The sequence below is a fragment of the Denitromonas iodatirespirans genome, from assembly GCF_018524365.1.
Lineage (GTDB): Bacteria > Pseudomonadota > Gammaproteobacteria > Burkholderiales > Rhodocyclaceae > Nitrogeniibacter > Nitrogeniibacter iodatirespirans.
This window is the reverse complement of record NZ_JAEKFT010000002.1, coordinates 246,252-266,602: the sequence shown is the minus strand read 5'-3', so window position 1 is coordinate 266,602 and position 20,351 is coordinate 246,252. Positions and strand designations below refer to the sequence as shown.

The following is a 20,351-nucleotide window of genomic DNA, read 5'->3' as shown; positions in this document are numbered from 1 at the left end:
CACCTTCATGCTGCGGCTCCGTCAGTCGGAGTGGCCGCCGAGGCCTCTGCGTCGATGAGCGCCTTAAGCTTGCGGCGCGCACGCACGGCGCCCGCATCGCCCGGCAGCAGCACGGGCTTGAGCGACCAGAAATCGGCCGTACCCATGCGCTGCTGCTGCGCTTCCAGCATCGGCTTGTCTTCGAGCTTGAAGACGTTCACAACCATGGGCGTTGCCTGTGCGTTCGCTTCCGGCGTCAGGCCGAAGTTTCTGGTGCTCCAGTACCAGTAGTGCGTTCTCCCCGCACTTTCCGGCGTCGCCAGATGCAGGTTGAGTGTATCGACGCCGGCTTCGCGCGGCTCGCCCAGCAAGGTCGCGCCCACTCGAATCAGCATCGTGGACGGCGCAGTCCACGTGACTTCGGTCCATTGGTCCGTGGGCCGCCCTTGTTCGCGCAGATTAATGTCAAAAGCATATGGCGCCACATCTCCGCTGGACACCCAGACGATCTTCACGCTACGTTCGCTGGGTTCGGTAACCACGGCTTTCGCTCGCGACAAGGCCCCGCTGCCCAGCGTAGTGGGATGAAGGAAATCGACATGCGTGAGATCGAGAATGTTGTCGACGAACAGTTCAGCACTGCAGGCAGTCGGCATGTAGCCCCGAATCGTTCCGTCGACGTGCGCAGAGGTCACGGCGCTGTAGTCGGGGATCAGGCTCTCGTCGGCCTCCTTCGCCTCGCCGGCCCACAGCCAGATCAGGCCGTGGCGTTCACGCACGGCGTAGGCCTTAACAACGGCAGCTTTTGGAATGCCACCATCGCCCTGCGGGTTGTGGGTGCATGCGCCCTTGCCGTCGAATTGCAGCCCGTGGTAGCCGCACTGGACCGTGTCGCCGCCGTTGCATAGCTTCCCCGCAGACAAGGGGGCGAAGCGATGCGGACAGCGATCAGCCAAGGCTTGAGGCTCGCCAGCGGCATTGCGGAACAAAACGACAGGCTCATCCAGATAGATCCGTGCCAAAAGCCTTCCCGGCGGCAATTCATCGTGCATCGCTGCCACATACCATGTATTGCGCAAATAGCTCATGTCTGTTCCTTTGCCGTATAGAAGTGGGTCATGCTGAAGCGGGTCTTGCGAAGGGCGCCATCAGACCCAGCACCCGCGCCGGGAGAGTCAACATCACAGGCACCAGCACCTGCTCGTTGGACAAACCGGCGTAGTTCGCCTGTATACGTGGCAACACGGGCGCAACCAGCACTGCGGCCATGACCGGCAGACAACCGCTGATCATCAGCAAAAGACGGGGACCATGCGGGCCGTACGGGCGATTTCGGATCGGGCGCCGCTGCGCGGAAACCTCACTTTCACGTGTCTCCTAGCGAGGTAGCGCCAGCAGTGCGTCGTCGATGATCGCCACCGCGCGCGTCCACCCGGCCGAAGCGGCGCGGATCTTGTGGGGGAAGCAAGAGATGTAGAACCCGTGGGGCGGCAGGGCCTCCAGGTTGTGCATCTTCTCAAGGTGGCAGTAGCCAATGTCGCGTCCCGCCTTGTGCCCTTCCCAAATCAGCGTGCGGTCGCCGGTCTGCGCAAACTTCTCGGCGGTGTAGGAGAACGGTGCGTCCCAGCTCCACGCATCGGTGCCGGTCAGGCGCACGCCGCGCTCCAGGAGATACATGGTGGCCTCGTAGCCCATGCCACAGCCTGCGTTGACGAAGTCACTATGGCCGTAGCGCGACCCCGCGCGCGTATTGACAACCACGATGTCCAGCGGCTGCAGCACATGGCCGATGCGGGCCAACTCGGCTTCGACGTCGGCTGCGGTCGCCACGTAGCCGTCCGGAAAGTGCCGGAAATCCAGTTTCACACCTGGCTGGAAGCACCACTCCAGGGGGACCTCGTCGATCGCGATGGACGGCTTTGAGCCGCCCAGCTTGGCGTCCATGGTGGAGTGAAAGTGGTAGGGCGCATCCAGGTGGGTGCCGCTGTGTGTCGTCAGCGTCACCCACTCGGCCGCCGCGGCCTCACCATCGAGCCAGTCCTCCTCGGTGCAGCCGGGAATCATGCGCACGAACTCAGGGAGGGTTTCCTTGTGATTGGCATAGGTGATCTTAGGCGCCAGTGGCGGAGGGTCTGACAAGATCTCGTTCTCCAGAAAGATCGACAGATCGATGAAGGTTCTGCTCATGGAATTTGCCCAGCGTTAGACCTCAAGGCTGAGCATTTCCTGCTCGGCATTCTTGAAGTAATCCTCGACGATGAATTTCTGTGGGAAGCGCGTATGCGTCAGCAGCGCGTCGCGCACCGCGCTGAGCGGCCAGGGCAGCTGATGGAACAGCCGACCGAGTCGCCGCGCCATCATCACGGTTTGGTTCGTGTAGTCCACGCGCTGCGCTTCATAACGGGCGAGCGCGGCAGCGAGTGCTGCCCGATCGGAGAGGTCCACGCCGCGCAGGAAGCGGCCGAGGAAATAGCCATCCTCGATGGCCATGCCGGCGCCATAGCCGGCGTAGGGCGAGGTGGGGTGCACGGCGTCGCCCAGCGCCGTCACCCGCCCGTGCGTCCACTGCTTGAGAAGCGGCCGATTGAACAACTCCCAGCGGAAAATCTTGCTTGTGTCGGTAGCGGCCATCAGCGTCGGCACGGGTTCGGCCCAGCCTTTCAGGCGGCGCAGGAGGTACGCACCCACCTTGTCTGACGCAGGGTTGCCCTTGCGGCTGCGCTCCACCATCCACCACTCCCAGGCCGGCTGGCCATCGTGCAGAATCGGATGGAAGCCGAACTGGGTGTCGCTCGAATGCATGATCATGCTGGTGTCGCGCGGTAGCGAATCGGCGTAACACCAACCCAGCCAGACCTGCAATCCAAGGGGGAACACGCCCAGATCGCCCAGGATCTGCTGCATCACCGCCGAGCGGTTCCCGTCGGCGGCGATCAGCAGATCGGCATCCCAGGTGTTGCCGTTGTCGAAGTGGAGGCGGACCGTTTCGCCTTCCTCGGTGAAGCGCGTGAAGCGGTGGTCGGGCAGGATGCTGCCCGGTGGGGCCAAGGGCAGCATGCGCGCATACAGGGTGGAGCGCAGCATGCCGTAGTTCCAGCCCGGCAGACCCGCCTTCTTCTGCGCGTCTTCGTTGAAGGGAATGCGAAAGCGCAGCCGGCCCTTGGAAGTGCGGAACTCGCTGTTTGCCGTGGCTCCAAAGTTCTCCAGGTCCACACCGTAGCCGCGCAGGATGCACATGACGGGCAGGTTCAGCAGCACGGCACCGCCCATGGCCTTGATCTCGGGTTGGCGCTCAAACAGGCGCACGTCGAAGCCGGCCTGGCTGAGTGCGATCAGCGCGGACAGTCCGCCCGGCCCTGCACCCACAATGGCGATGCGTTTTTTCGCGGTCAGCTTGTTTGAAGAAGTCGACATGAGCGCCTCCGTTCAGATGGGCATGGCCAGGGCGGCCATCGACGCCTGCATGATGTGCGCATGTTCTTCCTTCGAGCCGCCGGTGGCCTCGATCTCGCCGAGATGCCGCGAGTTCTCAACCACCATGCGGCAGCGCTCCCAGCGACGTTTTTCGAAGCGCTCCAGCGCCTCGCCCACGCCGACGTCGCGGCCGATTTCCTCAGCCAGCACGATCGCGTCCTCGATACCCATGCCCGCACCCGATGCCAAGTGCGGCGTGGTGGCGTGCACGGCGTCGCCGATCAGCACCACGCGCCCCCGGGACCAGGGCTGCGGCAACAGCAGCAGCTCAAGCGGGCGATAGACCACGCTGGAATCGGGACCGAGTGCGGCAAGCACATCCCGCAACAAGGGCGCGGGAAAGGGCTCAAGAAGGGCCTGCAGCTGAGGCACGAGCTGCTCTTCCGGTACGCGGGCGTTCACCGAGCGCTCTTCGGTCACGAACATGTACATCTGTTCCTGCGACACCGGATTGAATCCGATCTTGGTGCGCTCTCCCATGTACATGGCAAGGCGCTTCACGGAAGCGGGGCGCGGCAGCACGGCACGCCACACACCCTGCCCGCTGAAGACGGGCGCCGGTGCGTCCGGAAACAGCGCACGCCGCGTCTGGGAGAACAGCCCGTCGGCCCCCACCACCAGGTCGTAAGTGCCGGTGCTGCCGTCGTCGAAAGACACGTTCACACCATCGGCCTGCTGCATCAAAGACGTGAAGGTCACGCCCAGCCGCACATTCGTCCCGCTGGCACGTGTGGCATCGGCCAGGATACGGCACAGGGCCGAGCGCAAAATGCCGCCATTGCCGGGCACCTGCGGGCCGGCGACGCGTGGCGTGGGCAGCGTTGCCATCAGCATGCCGGTCGGCGTGAACAGGTCCACGCCGTCGGAGCCGTAGCCGCGTTCCATGAACTGCGGCAGCACGCCGACCGTGTTGAGCGCACGCAGCGTCACGCCGCTGAGCGTAATACCCGCGCCGTACGTTCGCCAGTCGCGGTCGATTTCGACCAGATCCACCTCAATGCCCAGCTTGCGCATCTGAATGGCCGCGCACGTACCCGAAAAGCCGCCACCTACCACCAGCACTTTGTTTACGGTTGTCATAGTGAATCCTTTCTCACACCAATCTCACGTTGCCTCGGTCGTCTATGGCATGTGCCACCGCTTGCAGCGATTGCCCGATGCAAGGTCCGAGCAGGCAACGCCCTGTCTCAATTTCGAATTGCGCGCCGTGCGCAAAGCACACGATGCGGTCGCGCCTGCGGTTGAGGTATTCATCTTTGCGCCAGGCCATGGGGCTGGTCGCGTGGGGGCAGAGGTCCCGGTACAGATACAACCTCGACCCGCGACGCACGCCAAACAGCGTGTCCTGTCCGCCCTTCTGGGGATCGAAGCCCCTTGCCTCGCCATCGACAAGTTCGTCGAACCGGCACAGCACCGTCCCGGCGCTCATGCCGGGGGTGGGCCGCCTGGCGACCACTTCTCTCGATGCTGCATCAGAAACAGCTGTGAAGCGTCGGCGCCAATCGTCGCCTCACGCGGCGTCCACGCGTCGTCGTGCAAGTCCATGTCGGCGTCGTACTCCACATGCACGCCCATCGGACTGTTGAAATACCAGAACCAGTTGGAGCCGAAGATATGTCGCCCGGGGCCCCAGTACGACTGGTATCCCTTCGCCACCAACCGCGAACCGGCCTGTATCACGTCCGACGGGCCGCCGAGGTGGAAGGCGAAATGCTCACAGCCCTGCATGAACGGCGGCGTCTGGATGAAGAACAGCGCGTGATGGTCCGCATTGCCCTCGGGCCGCATGAAGGCACCCGTGCCGGTGAAGCGGTCGGTCACCCGGAAGCCGAGCCGGTGGTAGAAGGCTTCCATGCGCGCCGCATCTGGAACGAAGAAGACCACATGCGACAGGGTGCGTGGCCGGATCTGTGCGTCCGGGTCCACCGCCACCTGGTTGGGCCCGCGTTGCGGGGGGCTGCCAGGCGCGTTGGTCAGGGTCGCCGCCGCCGCGTACGGCTTGCGCACGGTTACCTGGAAGGCGATCGCGAAGCCCAGGTCGTCCGTGCAGTGCAGCGATCCGTCCGCAGCCCTGCGCACCTCGCGGTCCTTCGACAGTTCCCGCCCCACGGCCTCCAGCGTCTGGGCGTCCTGCACGCCGTAGATGGTTTCGCGGATCGTGTTGCCACTGGAAAGCGCCGGTGGCAGCGAAGGGTCGTCAGACGAAAGGATCAAGACGCCCGTGCCATCCATGGCTTCGAATCGACCACCCTGGTCGGTGACTCCGACCGGCGTGAGCCCGTATTCGATGAGGAACTCGCAGCAGGCGGGGACATGGTCGACTCCGAAAACCAGGAGGTCGGGTCCGAGAATTTTCATGGCAATGCTCCGAAAGCAGTTCGACTGCACTGAACTTTAGGGACTCGCCGATTCCCCGGGAAATGGTTATTTTGGATGACGTGCATTCATCGGACTTATAGTCACGGTATGCACTTGAACTCTCCCGATCTGAACCTGCTGGCTGCACACGAGGTGCCTGCATCGAAGCGCAAGGTCGGCCTGCTGCGGTCAAACGTGCACTCCTGTCGCAACCCGCGACGACCGACGCGCGGGGATGGGTGCGCAAAACTTTCAACGATGTGTTGATCGTTCGATCGACATGCCGTCACCGGAGGTATAGTCGCCGTTATGCGCTTCAATGGTCTCGATCTGAACCTGCTGGTTGCACTTGATGCGCTTCTCACGGAGCGGAACGTCAGCCGCGCGGCTAAACGCGTCTTCGTGTCGCAACCTGCGATGAGCAACGCCCTGGCACGGCTGCGCGATTATTTCGGTGATGAGTTGATCGTCCGGTCCGGACGCGACATGTTGTTGACTGCTCGTGCCGAGGCGCTGATTGGCCCGCTTCAGGATATCCTTTCGCAGATTGACGGGCGCTTGGTCGCGCCGTCGCAATTCGATCCGGCCAGTGCGCAGAACTCCTTCACGCTGTCGGCCTCTGACTACACCACTTCGGTCCTCGTCCAGCCACTGCTGCAAAAGCTCGCGCACCTGTCACCCGGATTGCGCTTCAAGCTCATTGCGCAGGAATGGCCCAACACGGTTGCGCACCTGGAACGCGGGGACATGGACTTGCTGATTACGCCGTTGCAGTTCGTTTCGCCCCAGCATCCGCAGGTCGTGCTGTTCGAAGAAGATTACGTGTGCGTGACATGGAGCGGCAGCACACGATTCAAGGGCGGGCTCGGCCTGGATGTCTTCAAGTCGGCCGGACATGTGGCTGCGTCCTTCGACGGCGGTCGCGCACCAGCCGCGGACACCGCGTTGCTCGCGCTGCATGGCATCGAGCGCCGTGTCGAGGTGGTCGCCAACAGTCTGCTCTCTCCCGCCGAACTCGTCGTAGGCACAGACCGCGTGGCGACCGTGCATCGCCGCCTGGCCGTGCGTGCCGCACGTTATCTGCCGCTGCGCTTGTGGCCGGTCCCGGTCGAGATTCCACGTTTGGTGGAGCACCTGCAATGGAACCGGGTGTATGACGCAAGCCCGGCCCTGCGCTGGGTGATCGCGCAGTGCCGCGAGGTCGCCTCCGAGATATAGGGCGCGCCAATCAAGTCCTCGCGCGTCGCGCTTCCTGACGCCGGGCGGTCTGCGGCACTGAATATCCTCGCCATGGCACCGTTTTCGCCGCGATTGTGCACCTTGCCGCCCATGCCGCACTCTGGCGTGCGCCATCGCGGGAGTTGTTCAGGGTAGCCCGGATGCAGGCCGAAGGCCGGAGGCCGGGGCTGGCGGTTGAGCCAGCAAGGCGTTCAGAACTCGAAGTGCGCTGGCGAATCAACCGCTGTTCCCGGATTCCGCTGCGCTGCATCCGGGTTACGGCAAGCTGATTCGGGGTGCGCCACGATCGGACAACAGGCCGCGGCATGCGGCCTGTTGTCCGAACTGCATCGCCCACTGCACGCCCATCCATCCGCGCCCTGACGGAATTTCCAGGCTAGCGCCGCCGGGTCTTCACGAAGTGCGACCGCCCAGCACTTCCGCCACCCAGTCCACAATGTAATGGCCGGGGTTGATGCTGTTGTCGAAGCAAGCGTGCTGCGCACCCCCCTCGCGCTCGGTGAATATCTTCAGTTCGCGCTTCGGGCTGCTGACCAGTTGCTCATAGGTCCGGTGTGCCCATTTCAAAGGGATCTGCGAGTCCTTCTCCCCGTGAGTCACCAGGAACGGAACGCGGATGCGGTCGAGAACCCCGTCCAGGTGCACGTTCTCGGCGATCTGCATGAATTCCTCCATGTCTTTCGCACCCCAAACCCAGCGCACATGCTCCCAGTAATGCGGCACCGGAAAGTCGCCCTCTTTGTCCAGGCGGCGCTTCTGCACGTCGCGCCAGTCGTGGTTGGCCCCCATGACCACACCGCAGGCGAAGCGCGGCTCGAACGCCACCGCGCGCGGACAAAAATACCCGCCTAGCGACACGCCCTCCAGACCGATGCGCTTTGGATCCACCTCGGGGCATTGTTCGAGCCAGTCGACGACTTTGCTGGCCCAGCGCTCGCTGTCATAGACAGCCGGCATGCCGTGCAGGCGCAAGGCTTCGCCGCTGCCGGGTTGATCGATCACCAGTGACGAGACGCCACGCTGTGCCAGCCACTGCGGCTCCCCAACCAGAAACTTCATCTCCTTCATGGAGTCCAGGCCGTTGACCTGAACCAGCACGGGCGCGGGTCCATGCACCCCCTCGGCCCGCGTGTAGAGGCCAGCAATGTGCGTGTCGCCATAAGGGATCTCCACGCGCTCGCAGTTCGCTTTAGTCAAGAGGATGCCGCGGGCAAACGTATCCAGCATCCGCTGGTACAGCGCCATGCGGCCGGGCGCGCCGTGTCCTTGCAGCCGTTCGCATGTCAGTAGGTACGAGGAGGCGCGCAGGTACTTCTCGCCGGCCGAGAGCAGCCTGTTGCGATCCTCGTCTTCCTGCGCCAGACCGCACAGCTTGTCGGCCATTTTTGACCAGGTTTCGCGGAACGCCCGCGTACCAGCCGCGTCGGGCTGCCGCGCAGCCTCCTGCAACGGTGCGCACATCTCCTCGATTTCACCGATGCGCGCGCCCATTTCAATGGCGAGGTCAACGGACAGATTCCAGACGTAGTTGGTTGGAAAATAGCGAAACATGTTTTGGATAGATTCTTGTTGTGAAGGGCGTGGATCGGTGAAGAGTTCCATTCACCGGGTTTCCAGCATACGAACCCGCCTCTGCCAGGCCAAATGGTTTGTTTGGATGGCTTTCATTCACCGGACTTATAGTCTCGGAACGCTCCGACTGTGGGGTTTCGGCGACGAGCACCATGGAAGAGTGGTGACACTGTGAGGCTCGCTCACCCTCTTCACATCACAGTTTTGAATTCCGTAGTGGCGGCGTGGCTATCGCGTCGCACCACATGTGCGAAGCATTTTTCGAGCGCCGGCTCGCTAGCGTGGACACCAGCAATGCATCGTGCACCGATGCTGCGCTCGTCAGCAGAGTAGCGATCACACGCCCGCCAGGACTATAAGTCCGGTGAATGAAAGCCATCCAAACAAACCATTTTGCCGAGCAGAATCAGGTCCGTACTCTTTCCCCCAGTGCGACGGCCTGCTTCGGCCTGCCCTGCGGCAAGCACGCGCACCGGCATCAGAAGTGATTCACCAACTATAAGCCGCATACGGCCCAGGAGAGAGACATGCACGTGCAAAAGCCGCCTTCCCAATGGAAGGCATTCCGTCGCAGCCCGCTCGCGGCGGCGATCGCCCTTCTGGCGACAACCTCACATGCCGCCATGATCGAAACCAGCGACCCCGACCTGAGAGTCCGTTGGGACAACACGGTGAAATACAGCGCCGCCGCGCGAACCGGCAAGCAGAGCGCTGTCTTGCTAGGCAGTTCCAACGAGGACGACGGCAACCGCAATTTCAACCGCGGGCTGGTCTCGAATCGGCTGGACTGGTTTAGCGAGTTGGATGTGCAGCGCGGCAACTTCGGTGGCCGAATCAGCGCAGCCGCTTGGTATGACTCGGTTTACAACGAAGCGAACGACAACCCTGGATTCGCAGGCGGCGGTGCCCCGAACCAGTTTTCGGTGCCCTACAACAAGTTCACTGACAAAACCCGCGACATCCATGGCAGCAATGCCGAAGTACTAGATGCCTTCGTGTTTGGCCGATTTGAACTTGCCGGCAGGCGGGCCTCGATGCGCCTGGGGCAGCACAGCATTCTGTGGGGCGAGAGCCTTTTCTTCGGTGCCAATGCCATCGGGGGCGCTCAGAGCCCGGTTGACGGGGTGAAGCTCTTGTCCGTCCCCAACACCTCCTTCAAGGAAGCAACCCGACCCGTCCCGCAGATCTCCGGTCAGATCGAGTTGGCGCCTCAAGTCACGCTGAGCGCCTACTACCAGTTTCGCTGGGATCGCAACCGCTTGCCGGCCGTTGGCAGCTATTTCTCGACGGTAGACATGAACCCGGAAGGCGGTGAGCAGATCTTGCTTCCCCAAGCCTCGCAAGGGGGACCCTTCCTCGACGGCAACATCCTTCGCGCCTCGGACCAGCGCGCGAAGAACAGTGGGCAGGGCGGCCTGCAACTGCGGTTCAACGACGACGAGACCGACTACGGCATCTACCTCGTGCGCTTTCACAGCAAAAACTTTCAACAGATTGCCAACCTTGGCGTCCGCTCGGTGATCCACGCCGGTCCCGGCGGCTGCGTGGTACCCGGCTCGTTCCCGACCGGACCGGCTTCTTGCGGGCTGGTTGCACCACGGACCTATCAGCTCGCCTGGCATGAGGGCATCATGGCGCTGGGCTTCAGCGCGAGCCGCACCTTCGGACCGATGAACCTGGCCGCTGAAGTATCGGTGCGGCACAACCAGGACTTGGCCAGCAGCAATTCCGTTAATACCCAGGCCCTTGGCGGCGCAGCCACGAACAATAGCGACAGACCAGCGTATGCGGTCGGCAGAACGGCGCACCTAAATCTGTCCACGTTGTGGCAGGTTCCGGCTACCCCGTTGTGGCGGGAAGCCGCGTTCACTGGCGAAATCGCGTGGAACCGCGTCCTCAAGATCACCAAGAACCCCACAGCGGTCGACCCCAACGCGACACGCGACGCAGTCAGCATGCGTTTCGTCCTGGAGCCCACCTATCGTCAAGTCATACCCGGAGTGGATATCGGAGTGCCGATCGGTTTGGGCTATACGCCAAAGGGCTCGCGCTCGATGGCACTGGGCCCCGGCTCGTTGCCGGCGAGCGGGGGCGGTGACTTTAATATCGGAGTGAATGGCAGCTACCTGGATGTGTGGCGTTTCAGCGTGACCTACACCCACTTCTTTGGGCCGGAAGGCAACTTCCTCGACGCGAACAACAACTTCAGCTACCGACAGGCGATGAAGGACCGCAACTTCGTTGCACTCTCCGTGCGCCGCACGTTTTGATCCATGAGGACGAATGCCATGAAAAAACCACTCCGACTGATAACAATTGCCGCCGCGACGCTCGTGGCTTTCTCGGGCTCTTCCGTTCACGCCGGCGTCAGCGCTGACGAGGCCGCCAAGCTCAAATCCGAACTCATGCCGCTCGGCGGGGAGAAGGCTGGCAACAAGGAAGGCACGATTCCCGCATGGACCGGCGGGCTCACCACGCCGACGCCGGGCTTCAAGAACGGCGGCCGTCGCCCCGACCCATTTGCCGACGAGAAGCCCATTCTGCAGATCACGGCCAAGAACATGGAAGCGCACGCCGCCAAGCTCTCCGAGGGCCTGAAGTTCCTGCTCAAGAAGTACCCGGATACCTTCCGGCTCGATGTCTATCCGACGCACCGAACCGCTGCCGCGCCGCAGTACGTGTACGACAACACGTTCCAGAACGCCACGCGCGCTAGCCTCGACGTAGGCAGTGCCGGCCCGCTTCCCAAGGGCGCACTCGGAGGCATCCCATTCCCGATTCCGAAGACCGGGGAGGAGGCGATGTGGAACGGTCTGCTGCGCTGGCAGGGCGAGTCGACCTACCTGGAAGCCAATGGCTACCAGATCACAGCCAACGGTCAAGTCATCCATGTTCAGCGCGGTAATGTGCAAAAGAATTCGCCGTACTACTACAAGGACATGACGGCAGACACGTTCGGCGGCGCGTACTCGCTGGTTCGCGCCCTGAACGCGGGGCCACCGATCCGCGCGGGCGAAGCCATTTTGGGTCACCTGAACGTGGATGAAAGCAAGTCCGCAACGTGGGTCTACCTCACGGGGCAGCGCCGGGTGCGCAAACTCCCGAACGCCTGCTGCGACACGCCCACGCCGTTTTCTGCCGGCATTGTGAGCTTCGATGAAGTCGAAGGCTTCGGCGGCCGGATGGATCGCTTCGAGTTCAAGCTGGTGGGCAAAAAGGAGATGTACATTCCCTACAACGCGAACCGCATTCTCGTGCCCACAAAGGACGCCGACGTGGTCCAGGCGAACCACCTGAACCCGGACCATGTGCGCTGGGAACTGCATCGCGTCTGGGTGGTGGAAGCCGTGCTCAAACCTGGCCAGCGCCATACATCGACAAAGAGCCTCTACTACCTGGACGAAGACACCTGGAACTTCGTGCTCACCGACCGCTGGGACGCGAACGGGCAACTCTGGCGCATGCCTTTCATGATGCCCATGGCCATGCCCGATCTGCCTGGCACCGTGGGCTTCACGTGGGGGACCTACGAGCTACAGAGCGGCGCCTACTACGTGAACGGGATCGGGAACGAAGTGAAGGTGCACAGCAAGCAAATGTCGCCCCGCCTCCCGGATTCCAACTTCGTGCCAGAAGCCATGGCTGGTGAAGGCGTGCGTTGAGATGCTGGGACACGTGACTGCACGCGCCGTGCTGTTCGCAGCAGGCACATTGCTTGGGCTACCAGCCTTCCCGGGGGCGAATGTGCCGCCGGCGATCGAACGCGCGGCCCTCACAGTGAGAGCACCGGAGCACGCTGTGCTGCTGGCAGCCAGCCAGGCGGGGGGGCGCCTGGCAGCCGTCGGCGAACGCGGTTTGATCATCCTTTCGGACGATCAAGGGGTGACTTGGCGACAGGCTCGCGCGGTACCTACCAGCGTGAGCCTGGCCGCAGTGCGTTTCGCGGATGAACACACCGGCTGGGCCGTCGGGCACGCCGGCGTCATCCTGCGTACTTCGGATGGCGGCGAGACCTGGTCGCGGCAGGCTGACGGACGCTCGCTCGCGCAAGCCTCGCTCGCCGAGGCGAGCCGAAGCCAGGACGCTCGCCGGATCAAGGCGGCACAGTGGTTGGTCGATGACGGGCCTGACAAGCCCCTGATGGGCATTCTCGCGTTCGACACGCAACACGTACTGGTGGTCGGTGCGTACGGATTGATATTTGAGTCGACCGACGGCGGTGCCACCTGGACCAGCATCATGGGGCGTCTGGACAACCCGAAGGGGCTGCACCTCAACGCCGTCGAGCGCGACGGTGACGCGATCTACATCGCGGGCGAACAAGGTTTGCTGCTGCGCTCCGACGACAGGGGAAAAAACTTCCACCGCCTGCAAAGCCCGTACGAAGGCAGCTGGTTCGCCCTGGCGGTCACGAGCAACGGCACAGTGATCGCGGCAGGCTTGCGCGGCCATGCTTTTAGCTCAAGCAACAAGGGCGCCACTTGGTCCCGACTCGAAGGCGCTGCGCCGGCCTCGTTCGTGGGCGCCACGGTCGTTGGCAGCGACCGTGTCGTCCTGGTCAACCAGGCAGGGCAACTGGTCAGCGTGGGCAACGATGAGCGGCTGCATGTGCTGCACGCGGCACCACTTCCGCCCACTTCCGCACTCGTGTCGCTGCCGAAGGGCGCTCTGCTGGCTGTGGGCATGACAGGCGCGAAGCGATTCTCCGCGCCAGCCAACCTCTCCGGAGTGACGCCATGAGCAATCTGAACGCTGGCGCAAGCCCGGTCGTCCGGGATCTGGCTGACTTCGACCGCAACTCAGGCTCCATCGTCGAGCGTGCCATCTTCAACCGCCGGGGCATCGTGATTGCGCTGTGCCTGCTGGTCACGCTCATACTCGGATGGCAGGCGACCAAGCTGCGCGTCACCGCGAGCTACGAAAAGACGATTCCCGCGTCGCACGCGTACATCGTCAACTTCCTGGCGCACCAGAACGAATTGCACGGTCTGGGCAATGCGGTGCGCGTGGTCGTGGCCAATCCCGAAGGATCGATCTACGACGCGGCATACATGGAGACGCTGCGCAAGATCAACGACGAGATATTCCAGCTACCCGGCGTCGCTCGCCGCCAGATGAAGAGCCTTTGGACCCCGTCGACGCGCTGGACGGGCGTGACCGAAGACGGCCTGGAAGGCGGCCCGGTGATCCCCGACGGCTACGACGGTTCGCCCGCCAGCCTGCAAGGACTTGCCACCAACGTCGCCCGTTCCGGAGAACTTGGTCAACTCGTCGCGCTGGATGCGAAATCCAGCGTCGTGTTCGTGCCTTTGATGTCGAAAGATACCGAGGGCCAACCGCTGGACTATGGCGCACTTGCTCAATCGCTGGAAGATCTGCGCACCAAGTACCAGGCTCAAGGCGTCACCATACATATCACCGGCTTCGCCAAGCTGGTGGGCGATCTCATCGATGGTGTGCTCGAAGTCCTGACGTTCTTCGCATTGGCCGTGGCCATCACGGCGGCCATGTTGTTCTGGTTCACCCGATGCCTGCGCTCGACACTGCTGGTGGTTGCCAGCTCGATGGTCGCCGTAGTGTGGCAGCTCGGGCTACTGCCGACGCTGGGCTTCACGCTCGACCCGTACTCCATTCTCGTGCCATTCCTGGTGTTCGCCATCGGCATGAGCCACGGCGCGCAGAAGATGAACGGCATCATGCAGGACATCGGGCGCGGCACGCACCGGCTCGTGGCCGCACGGTATACCTTCAGGCGCCTCTTTCTCGCGGGCCTCACCGCCCTGCTCACAGACGCGGCGGGCTTCGCCGTGCTGTTGGTCATCGACATCCAGGCCATCCGCGAACTCGCGATCGCAGCGTCGATCGGCGTGGCGGCGCTGATCTTCACCAACCTCATCCTGCTGCCGATCCTGCTCTCATACACTGGCGTGAGCCCGGCAGCGGCGGCCCGCAGCCTGCGCGCAGAAGCGGCCAGTGCGCGTGGCGTGGCGCGCCACCCGGTGTGGACCCTGCTCGACCGGTTCACAACGCGACGCTGGGCCGGGGCCACCGTAGCCGCGGGTGCCGGGTTGTTGATCGCGGGTGCCGCCGTGAGCACCCACTTGGCGGTCGGCGACCTGGATCCTGGCGCACCGGAGCTGCGCGCCGACAGCCGCTACAACCGCGACGTGGCCTTCGTGAATGCCTCCTACGGCGCTTCCAGCGATGTGCTGGCGGTGATGGTGAAGACACCGGCTGGGTATTGCTCCAATGTGGAGACGGTACTCAAGGTCGACGAGCTTGAATGGCAGTTGCGGCAGCTGCCCGGGGTCGAATCCACCAACACCCTGGCGCTCCTGAACCGTCGTGTGCTCACAGGCCTGAACGAGGGCAATCCCAGGTGGTACGAGATGCTGCCCAACCAGGATATGGTCAACACGATCACCGCAAATGCGCCTCGCGGCCTGTACAACGACGCCTGCAGCCTTTTGACGATGTACGTGTTCCTCAGCGACCACCGGGCCGAGACACTGGCAAGCGTGGTCAATCATGTCGAGGCTTTTGCGAAAGCCAACGACAGTGAGGACGGGCAGTTCCTGCTGGCCGCAGGTTCGGCCGGCATCGACGCCGCGACCAACATCGTTGTGCGGCAAGCCTCACGCACGATGCTTTGGCTGGTTTACGGAACAGTCGTTTTGATGGCCTTCGTCGCCTTCCGCTCCTGGCGAGCCGTGGTGGTCGCGATCGTTCCGCTGCTGCTCACATCCGTTCTTGCAGAAGCGCTGATGGTGGCGCTCGGGATGGGCGTGAAGGTCGCAACGCTGCCGGTGATCGCGCTCGGCGTAGGCATCGGCATCGACTATGCGTTGTATATCCTGAGCGTGGTCATGGCACGCCTGCGCGAAGGCATGAGCTTGTCCGAGGCGTACTACCGCGCCCTGCAGTCCACCGGCAAGATCGTCATCCTGACCGGACTGACGCTCGGCATTGCCGTGACGACCTGGGTATTCAGCCCGATCAAGTTCCAGGCCGACATGGGCTTACTGCTCGCCTTCATGTTCTTGTGGAACATGTTCGGCGCGCTCGTGTTACTGCCTGCGCTCGCCTACTTCCTGCCCCCCACCGCCGGGAACGCTAAGCAAGTGCGGCCTGACACGATCAACCGGCCATCGGCGAGATGGCCGGCCGGCGACGATGGCCCCGCCCACTGTGAAGTCGGCTGCGTCGACATCCGACAACGCCCTTGAGCGGCACGCCGTGAGCCAGGAGGCTGGGTTCCCACATAGAAACGCGTGGGAACCCAGCCTCTCGGGCAATTCCGGCAAGACATGCCGACCGCAAAGATAGTCGACGATTTCGCCAAGAAATTCGGTGGGCATCCTCCTCAAGCAAGGGGGGCGATACGTCGTAGATAACTTTCGTTGGACAGACCGAACGAAGCGTTTTCAAGCAATGGCTTGGGATCAGTGTATTGCTTCGTATCGCGCCCCCCTGCATCTTCGACGCCCATCACCGGTTTTCGCGTACCTGCGGTCATAAACCGTGGACGCAGGCGCATGGCGCTGGCCGACCCGGCTCTCTAGATTGACAGTGTCTTCCCTCGGGCAGGTGCCCGGCGGATACCGATTCCGACAACCAGGAGACACCGTCGTGACCCCTTCGCTTCGCCTCGCCGCACTGGCGGCCTTCGCCGGCGGCACCCTGATCGCCGCACCGGCGGCCCATGCCGCGCTCATCAAGATCACCGTCGAGAATCTCGCGCCGGCCAACGGCACGGTACTCACGCCGATGTGGGTCGGGGTGCACGACGGCAGCTTCGATCTGTTCGACGCCGGGGCGCCGGCCAGCGCGGCGCTGGAACGCTTGGCCGAGGATGGCAATCCCGGCCCGCTCAGCAGCCTGTTTTCCAGCGGTGTGCAGGGTGTGGTGGTCGGCCCTGGCATCGGTCCCGGATCGCCGCCCTTGTTCGGCCCTGGCGGCAGCGGCGAGATCGTGCTCGACCTGGGGGTCGGCGCCACCGATCTGTACCTGAGCTTCGCCTCGATGGTGGTGCCCAGCAACGATGCCTTCATCGGCAACGGCAACCCGCTGGCCTACCAGGTACGCGGCAGCGGCGGCGTGATCGGGCAGAGCATCGTCATCCTCGGCTCGCAGGTGTGGGACGCCGGCACGGAGGTCAACGACGAAGCCAGCTCGAGCACTGCCCTGCTCGGCCAGACGGTCGCCGATACCGGCACGCCGGAAAATGGCGTGGTCGCGCTGCACGGCGGCTTCATCCCGGGCGGGCCGATCCTCACCGCCTTCACCAATGCCGATTTCACCGCCGACGGCTATCAGGTGGCGCGCATCACCATCACCGAAGTGCCCGAGCCGACCACGCTGGCCTTGCTCGCCGGCGGTCTCGGCATGGCGGGCTGGATGCGCCGGCGCAGAAAAGGGGGCGCGCCGATGTAAGCCTGCGCGGCCTCGTCGGGTCTGCTGCGGTGAGTGCGTCATGCCGATGGCGTGCCACCAAGGAGACCCGGTATGGACGAACTGCCGACCCGGCCGCGCGACACCCCGATCGACGCCCTGCTGCGCCGCCTGGTGCCGCGTGTCGAGGTGAGCTTTCGCAGCCAGGTCTGCGGGCGCTGGAACATCGACACCTCGGGCCGCGGCCGAATGAGCTTTCATATCGTCGGCGCGGGCCACAGCTGGCTGCATCTGCCCGATGCCGCCCCGCGGCGGCTCGATCCGGGCGATGTGCTGATCCTGCCTTGGGACAGCGCCCATGTGCTCGCCGAGCGGGCCGACATCAGGCCGCGCTTCGGCCAGACCGAGGTGCTCGCGACCGCGCCGCTGGACGATGCGGATGGCGGCACGGCGCTGATCTGCGGGTATCTGGATGTCGACCCGGCCACCCGTCGGCTGCTGCGCGGAACGCTGCCGGGGGCGCTGGTGGTCTCGGCCGACACCGAACCCCTGGCCTGCCTGACCCGGTTGCTGTTCCAGGAGGCCGCGCGTCCGACACCGGACACCGATCCGCTGCTGCTGCGCCTGGCCGAAACCTTGTTGCTGTATGTGCTGCGCGAGGGCATGACGCGCACCCCGACACCGGCCACCGGCCTGTCGGCGGCGCTCTCGCATCCGCGCCTGCATCCGGCGCTGACCGCCATGCTGGCCGAGCCGGAGCGGCCGTGGACGGTCGCCGAGCTGGCGCAAAAGGCCCATCTGTCACGCTCCGGCTTTGCCCAGCGCTTTCGCGAGGCGCTCGGCCGCGGGCCGATCGATCTGCTCACCGAGTGGCGCATGCTGCACGCCCATCACCTGCTCAATGAAGAGAACGTCGGCACGCCGGAAGTGGCCGAGCGCTGCGGCTACCGCTCGGAGGCCGCCTTTGCACGGGCGTTCAAACGCGTGATGGGTTACGGGCCGGGCGAAGCGCGGCGACGCGAACAGCGCCTGCCCGCCGTCGGCCGTTGAACCCGGAGGCCCGCCCTGCTGGCCGGTGTCTACGGCGCGAGATGGCGGTAACGGCCACCGAAGTAGATCAGCGGCTCGTGCGGATTGCGATCGTGGCGCACCACTTCGCTCACGAAGATGACATGGTCGCCGCCGGCATGGCGAACGGTGTTGCGGCATTCGAACCAGGCACTGCAGCCGTCGAGCAGCGGCGCGCCGCCCAGGCCGTCGCGACAGTTGAGGCCGGCGAACTTGTCGATGTCGCGCGTGGCGAAGCGTTGCGACAGGTGCTGCTGATCATGCGCCAGCACGTTGATCGCGTAGTATTCGCAGCCGACGAACACATCGATGCTCGGCAGGTGATTGGCCAGCGACCAGACAATCAGCGGCGGTTCGAGCGAGACCGAGTTGAAGGAATTGACGGTCAGGCCGATCGGCGTACCATCGGGTGCGCGCGCCGTCACCACCGTGATGCCGGTGGCGAACATGGCCAGGGAATCACGCAGGGCGCGGGCGTCCGGCGTGTTGTTGTGTTGACTCATTCTCAGGTCACCAGAGGTCGGGGCTTGCCGGAAAATGCCGGCCGTTTTCTTGTTCGAAGCCGCCGATTATCGCCCGCCGGTTCGCCGCCGTCGACCTTGAACCCCACCATGACCGATCCGATCGCCACTTTCGCCCCCCGTCTGCTCGACTGGCACCGCCACAGCGGCCGCCACGACCTGCCCTGGCAGAATACCCGCGACCCCTACCGCATCTGGCTGTCGGAGATCATGCTGCAGCAGACCCAGGTGGACACGGTGATTCCCTATTACGCGCGCTTCCTGGCCGCCTTTCCCGACCTGGCGGCGCTCGCCGCGGCGCCGATGGAGGCGGTGATGGCGCTGTGGAGCGGGCTGGGCTACTACGCCCGGGCGCGCAACCTGCACGCCTGTGCGCGCACGATCATGGCGGAGCATGGCGGGCGCTTTCCGGCCACCGCCGCCGAGATCGCCACGCTGCCGGGCATCGGCCGCTCCACGGCGGCGGCCATCGCCGCCTTCTCGCAGGGCGAGCGCGCAGCGATCCTCGACGGCAACGTCAAGCGGGTGCTGTGCCGGGTCTTCGGTATCGAGGGTTTCCCGGGCAGCCTGCCGGTGGAAAAACAGCTGTGGGCATTGGCCGAGTCGCTGCTGCCGGCGGCGCGCATCGGCGACTACATTCAGGCGCAGATGGATCTGGGTGCCACGGTGTGCGTGCGCGGCACGCCGCGCTGCGCGGCCTGCCCGCTGTCCGACGACTGCGTGGCCCAGCGCACCGGCCGCGAACGCGAGCTGCCCGCTGCGCGCCCGCGCAAACGCCCGCCACTGCGCCAGGCGCGGCTGGCGATCATCCGGCGCGGCGCCCATGTGCTGCTCGAACAGCGGCCGCCCAAAGGCATCTGGGGCGGCTTGCTGGGGCTGCCGGAGGTGGAGGGCGAGAGCGTCGCCGACTGGTTGATGACGCGTTTCGGGGTGTGTGCCGACATCATCGCGGCCGAGCCGCTGCGTCATACCTTCACCCACTTCGTGCTGGACATCCATCCGCAGTTGGTCGACCTGCCGGTCGATACCGCGGCACAGCTTGGCGCCGCCCAGCAGTGGGTGCCGGTCGGCACCCTGGCCGATCAAGCCCTGCCCGCCCCAGTGCGCACGCTGCTGTCGCGCTATGCCACGCCGGGCGGCGTCAGCAGGTCGCGCTGATCGAGGTATTGCTGGATGATTTCCAGGCGGCTGATCACGTCGTCCAGCTCCAGCAGCTTCTGGCGCGCCAGCAGCGAGATGGGCAGCACTTCGGCATAGCGCGCGCCCACCCACTCGGCGTCGTCGAAGCGGTGCGGCGCCGGGATGCGCTCGCCCAGGTCGCGAACGATGCGCTCGAGCAGCGGGATCAGATTGGCCTGCGCGGCGGGCACCGGCCTGGGCGCGATCGGCGGCAGCCAGTCCACCTCGCCGGACAACAGTTGCAGGCCGTCGACGCTGTGGTCGCGCAGCCGGAAGCGCCGCTCGCCGACCACCACGATATTCACCTCGTCGATCGAATCGGCATCGGCCGCCAGCACCCGCGCCTCGGTGCCCACCGTGTGCGGCACGGCGGCCTCGCCGGTTTCGCTGCCGGCCACGATCAGGCAGACGCCGAAGGTGGTCTTGAGGCGCAGACATTCGGCAATCATGTCCATGTAGCGCGGCTCGAAGATTCGCAGCGGCAGGAGGCCACCGGGAAACAGCACGGCGTTGAGGGGAAACAGGGGCAGCAAGGCGATTTGACTCATGGGAACAGCCAACGGTGTCGGG

General features: G+C 64.4%; 17 protein-coding genes. 8 read left to right on the top strand and 9 right to left on the bottom strand.

Annotated elements, in window-relative coordinates:
- Positions 1 to 5: 5 nt before the first annotated feature.
- The 6 genes from I8J34_RS02890 to I8J34_RS02865 form a co-directional block, all read right to left on the bottom strand.
- Positions 6 to 1,067, bottom strand: a complete 1,062-nt coding sequence (locus I8J34_RS02890) for an aromatic ring-hydroxylating dioxygenase subunit alpha (RefSeq protein WP_214359863.1) — start codon at positions 1,065 to 1,067, stop codon at positions 6 to 8.
- Positions 1,068 to 1,356: 289 nt separating this feature from the next.
- Complete coding sequence (locus I8J34_RS02885) at positions 1,357 to 2,166, bottom strand: cyclase family protein (RefSeq protein WP_214359862.1); 810 nt, start codon at positions 2,164 to 2,166, stop codon at positions 1,357 to 1,359.
- 15 nt (positions 2,167 to 2,181) lie between these two features.
- Positions 2,182 to 3,393, bottom strand: a complete 1,212-nt coding sequence (locus I8J34_RS02880; protein ID WP_214359861.1) for an FAD-dependent oxidoreductase — start codon at positions 3,391 to 3,393, stop codon at positions 2,182 to 2,184.
- A 12-nt stretch (positions 3,394 to 3,405) separates the two neighbouring features.
- Positions 3,406 to 4,533: an FAD-dependent oxidoreductase gene (locus I8J34_RS02875; protein WP_214359860.1), complete on the bottom strand. Its 1,128-nt coding sequence runs from the start codon at positions 4,531 to 4,533 to the stop codon at positions 3,406 to 3,408.
- A 13-nt stretch (positions 4,534 to 4,546) separates the two neighbouring features.
- Positions 4,547 to 4,882 (bottom strand): Rieske (2Fe-2S) protein, encoded by a 336-nt coding sequence (locus I8J34_RS02870; protein WP_214359859.1) that lies wholly within the window; start codon positions 4,880 to 4,882, stop codon positions 4,547 to 4,549.
- Positions 4,879 to 5,811 carry a VOC family protein gene (locus tag I8J34_RS02865; RefSeq protein WP_214359858.1) on the bottom strand — a complete coding sequence of 311 codons (933 nt, stop codon included), beginning with the start codon at positions 5,809 to 5,811 and terminating at the stop codon, positions 4,879 to 4,881. Before I8J34_RS02865 ends, I8J34_RS02870 begins: the two co-directional genes overlap by 4 nt.
- Positions 5,812 to 6,120: 309 nt before the next feature.
- Here I8J34_RS02865 and I8J34_RS02860 point away from each other — a divergent pair, with 309 nt between their 5' ends.
- Positions 6,121 to 7,029: a LysR family transcriptional regulator gene (locus tag I8J34_RS02860; protein ID WP_214359857.1), complete on the top strand. Its 909-nt coding sequence runs from the start codon at positions 6,121 to 6,123 to the stop codon at positions 7,027 to 7,029.
- Positions 7,030 to 7,443: 414 nt separating this feature from the next.
- Here the strand turns inward: I8J34_RS02860 and I8J34_RS02855 are convergent, their stop codons facing one another.
- Positions 7,444 to 8,652, bottom strand: a complete 1,209-nt coding sequence (locus I8J34_RS02855; RefSeq protein ID WP_230411680.1) for an alpha/beta hydrolase family protein — start codon at positions 8,650 to 8,652, stop codon at positions 7,444 to 7,446.
- Positions 8,653 to 9,149: 497 nt separating this feature from the next.
- Here I8J34_RS02855 and I8J34_RS02850 point away from each other — a divergent pair, with 497 nt between their 5' ends.
- The 6 genes from I8J34_RS02850 (at position 9,150) to I8J34_RS02825 (ending at position 18,063) form a co-directional block, all read left to right on the top strand.
- Positions 9,150 to 10,892: a DUF1302 domain-containing protein gene (locus tag I8J34_RS02850; RefSeq protein ID WP_214359856.1), complete on the top strand. Its 1,743-nt coding sequence runs from the start codon at positions 9,150 to 9,152 to the stop codon at positions 10,890 to 10,892.
- 18 nt (positions 10,893 to 10,910) lie between these two features.
- Complete coding sequence (locus tag I8J34_RS02845) at positions 10,911 to 12,284, top strand: DUF1329 domain-containing protein (protein WP_214359855.1); 1,374 nt, start codon at positions 10,911 to 10,913, stop codon at positions 12,282 to 12,284.
- A gap of 136 nt (positions 12,285 to 12,420) precedes the next feature.
- Positions 12,421 to 13,362, top strand: a complete 942-nt coding sequence (locus tag I8J34_RS02840) for a WD40/YVTN/BNR-like repeat-containing protein (RefSeq protein ID WP_214359854.1) — start codon at positions 12,421 to 12,423, stop codon at positions 13,360 to 13,362.
- Complete coding sequence (locus I8J34_RS02835) at positions 13,359 to 15,848, top strand: efflux RND transporter permease subunit (protein WP_214359853.1); 2,490 nt, start codon at positions 13,359 to 13,361, stop codon at positions 15,846 to 15,848. The genes I8J34_RS02840 and I8J34_RS02835 overlap by 4 nt, the downstream gene beginning before the upstream one ends.
- 403 nt (positions 15,849 to 16,251) lie before the next feature.
- Entirely contained in the window at positions 16,252 to 17,055 is an 804-nt protein-coding gene (locus I8J34_RS02830; RefSeq protein WP_214359852.1) for a spondin domain-containing protein, read from the top strand.
- A gap of 72 nt (positions 17,056 to 17,127) precedes the next feature.
- Complete coding sequence (locus tag I8J34_RS02825) at positions 17,128 to 18,063, top strand: cupin domain-containing protein (protein ID WP_214359851.1); 936 nt, start codon at positions 17,128 to 17,130, stop codon at positions 18,061 to 18,063.
- 29 nt (positions 18,064 to 18,092) lie between these two features.
- Here the strand turns inward: I8J34_RS02825 and I8J34_RS02820 are convergent, their stop codons facing one another.
- Positions 18,093 to 18,584 (bottom strand): flavin reductase family protein, encoded by a 492-nt coding sequence (locus I8J34_RS02820; RefSeq protein WP_214359850.1) that lies wholly within the window; start codon positions 18,582 to 18,584, stop codon positions 18,093 to 18,095.
- Positions 18,585 to 18,692: 108 nt separating this feature from the next.
- Between I8J34_RS02820 and mutY the strand changes: the two genes are divergently transcribed.
- A complete protein-coding gene (gene mutY / locus I8J34_RS02815; RefSeq protein WP_230411679.1) occupies positions 18,693 to 19,760 on the top strand; it encodes an A/G-specific adenine glycosylase in 1,068 nt (355 codons plus the stop codon).
- Here mutY and I8J34_RS02810 read toward each other — a convergent pair.
- On the bottom strand, positions 19,724 to 20,329 hold the full coding sequence (locus tag I8J34_RS02810) for an LON peptidase substrate-binding domain-containing protein (protein WP_214359849.1): 606 nt from the start codon (positions 20,327 to 20,329) through the stop codon (positions 19,724 to 19,726). The genes mutY and I8J34_RS02810 overlap by 37 nt on opposite strands.
- Positions 20,330 to 20,351 lie beyond the last annotated feature (22 nt).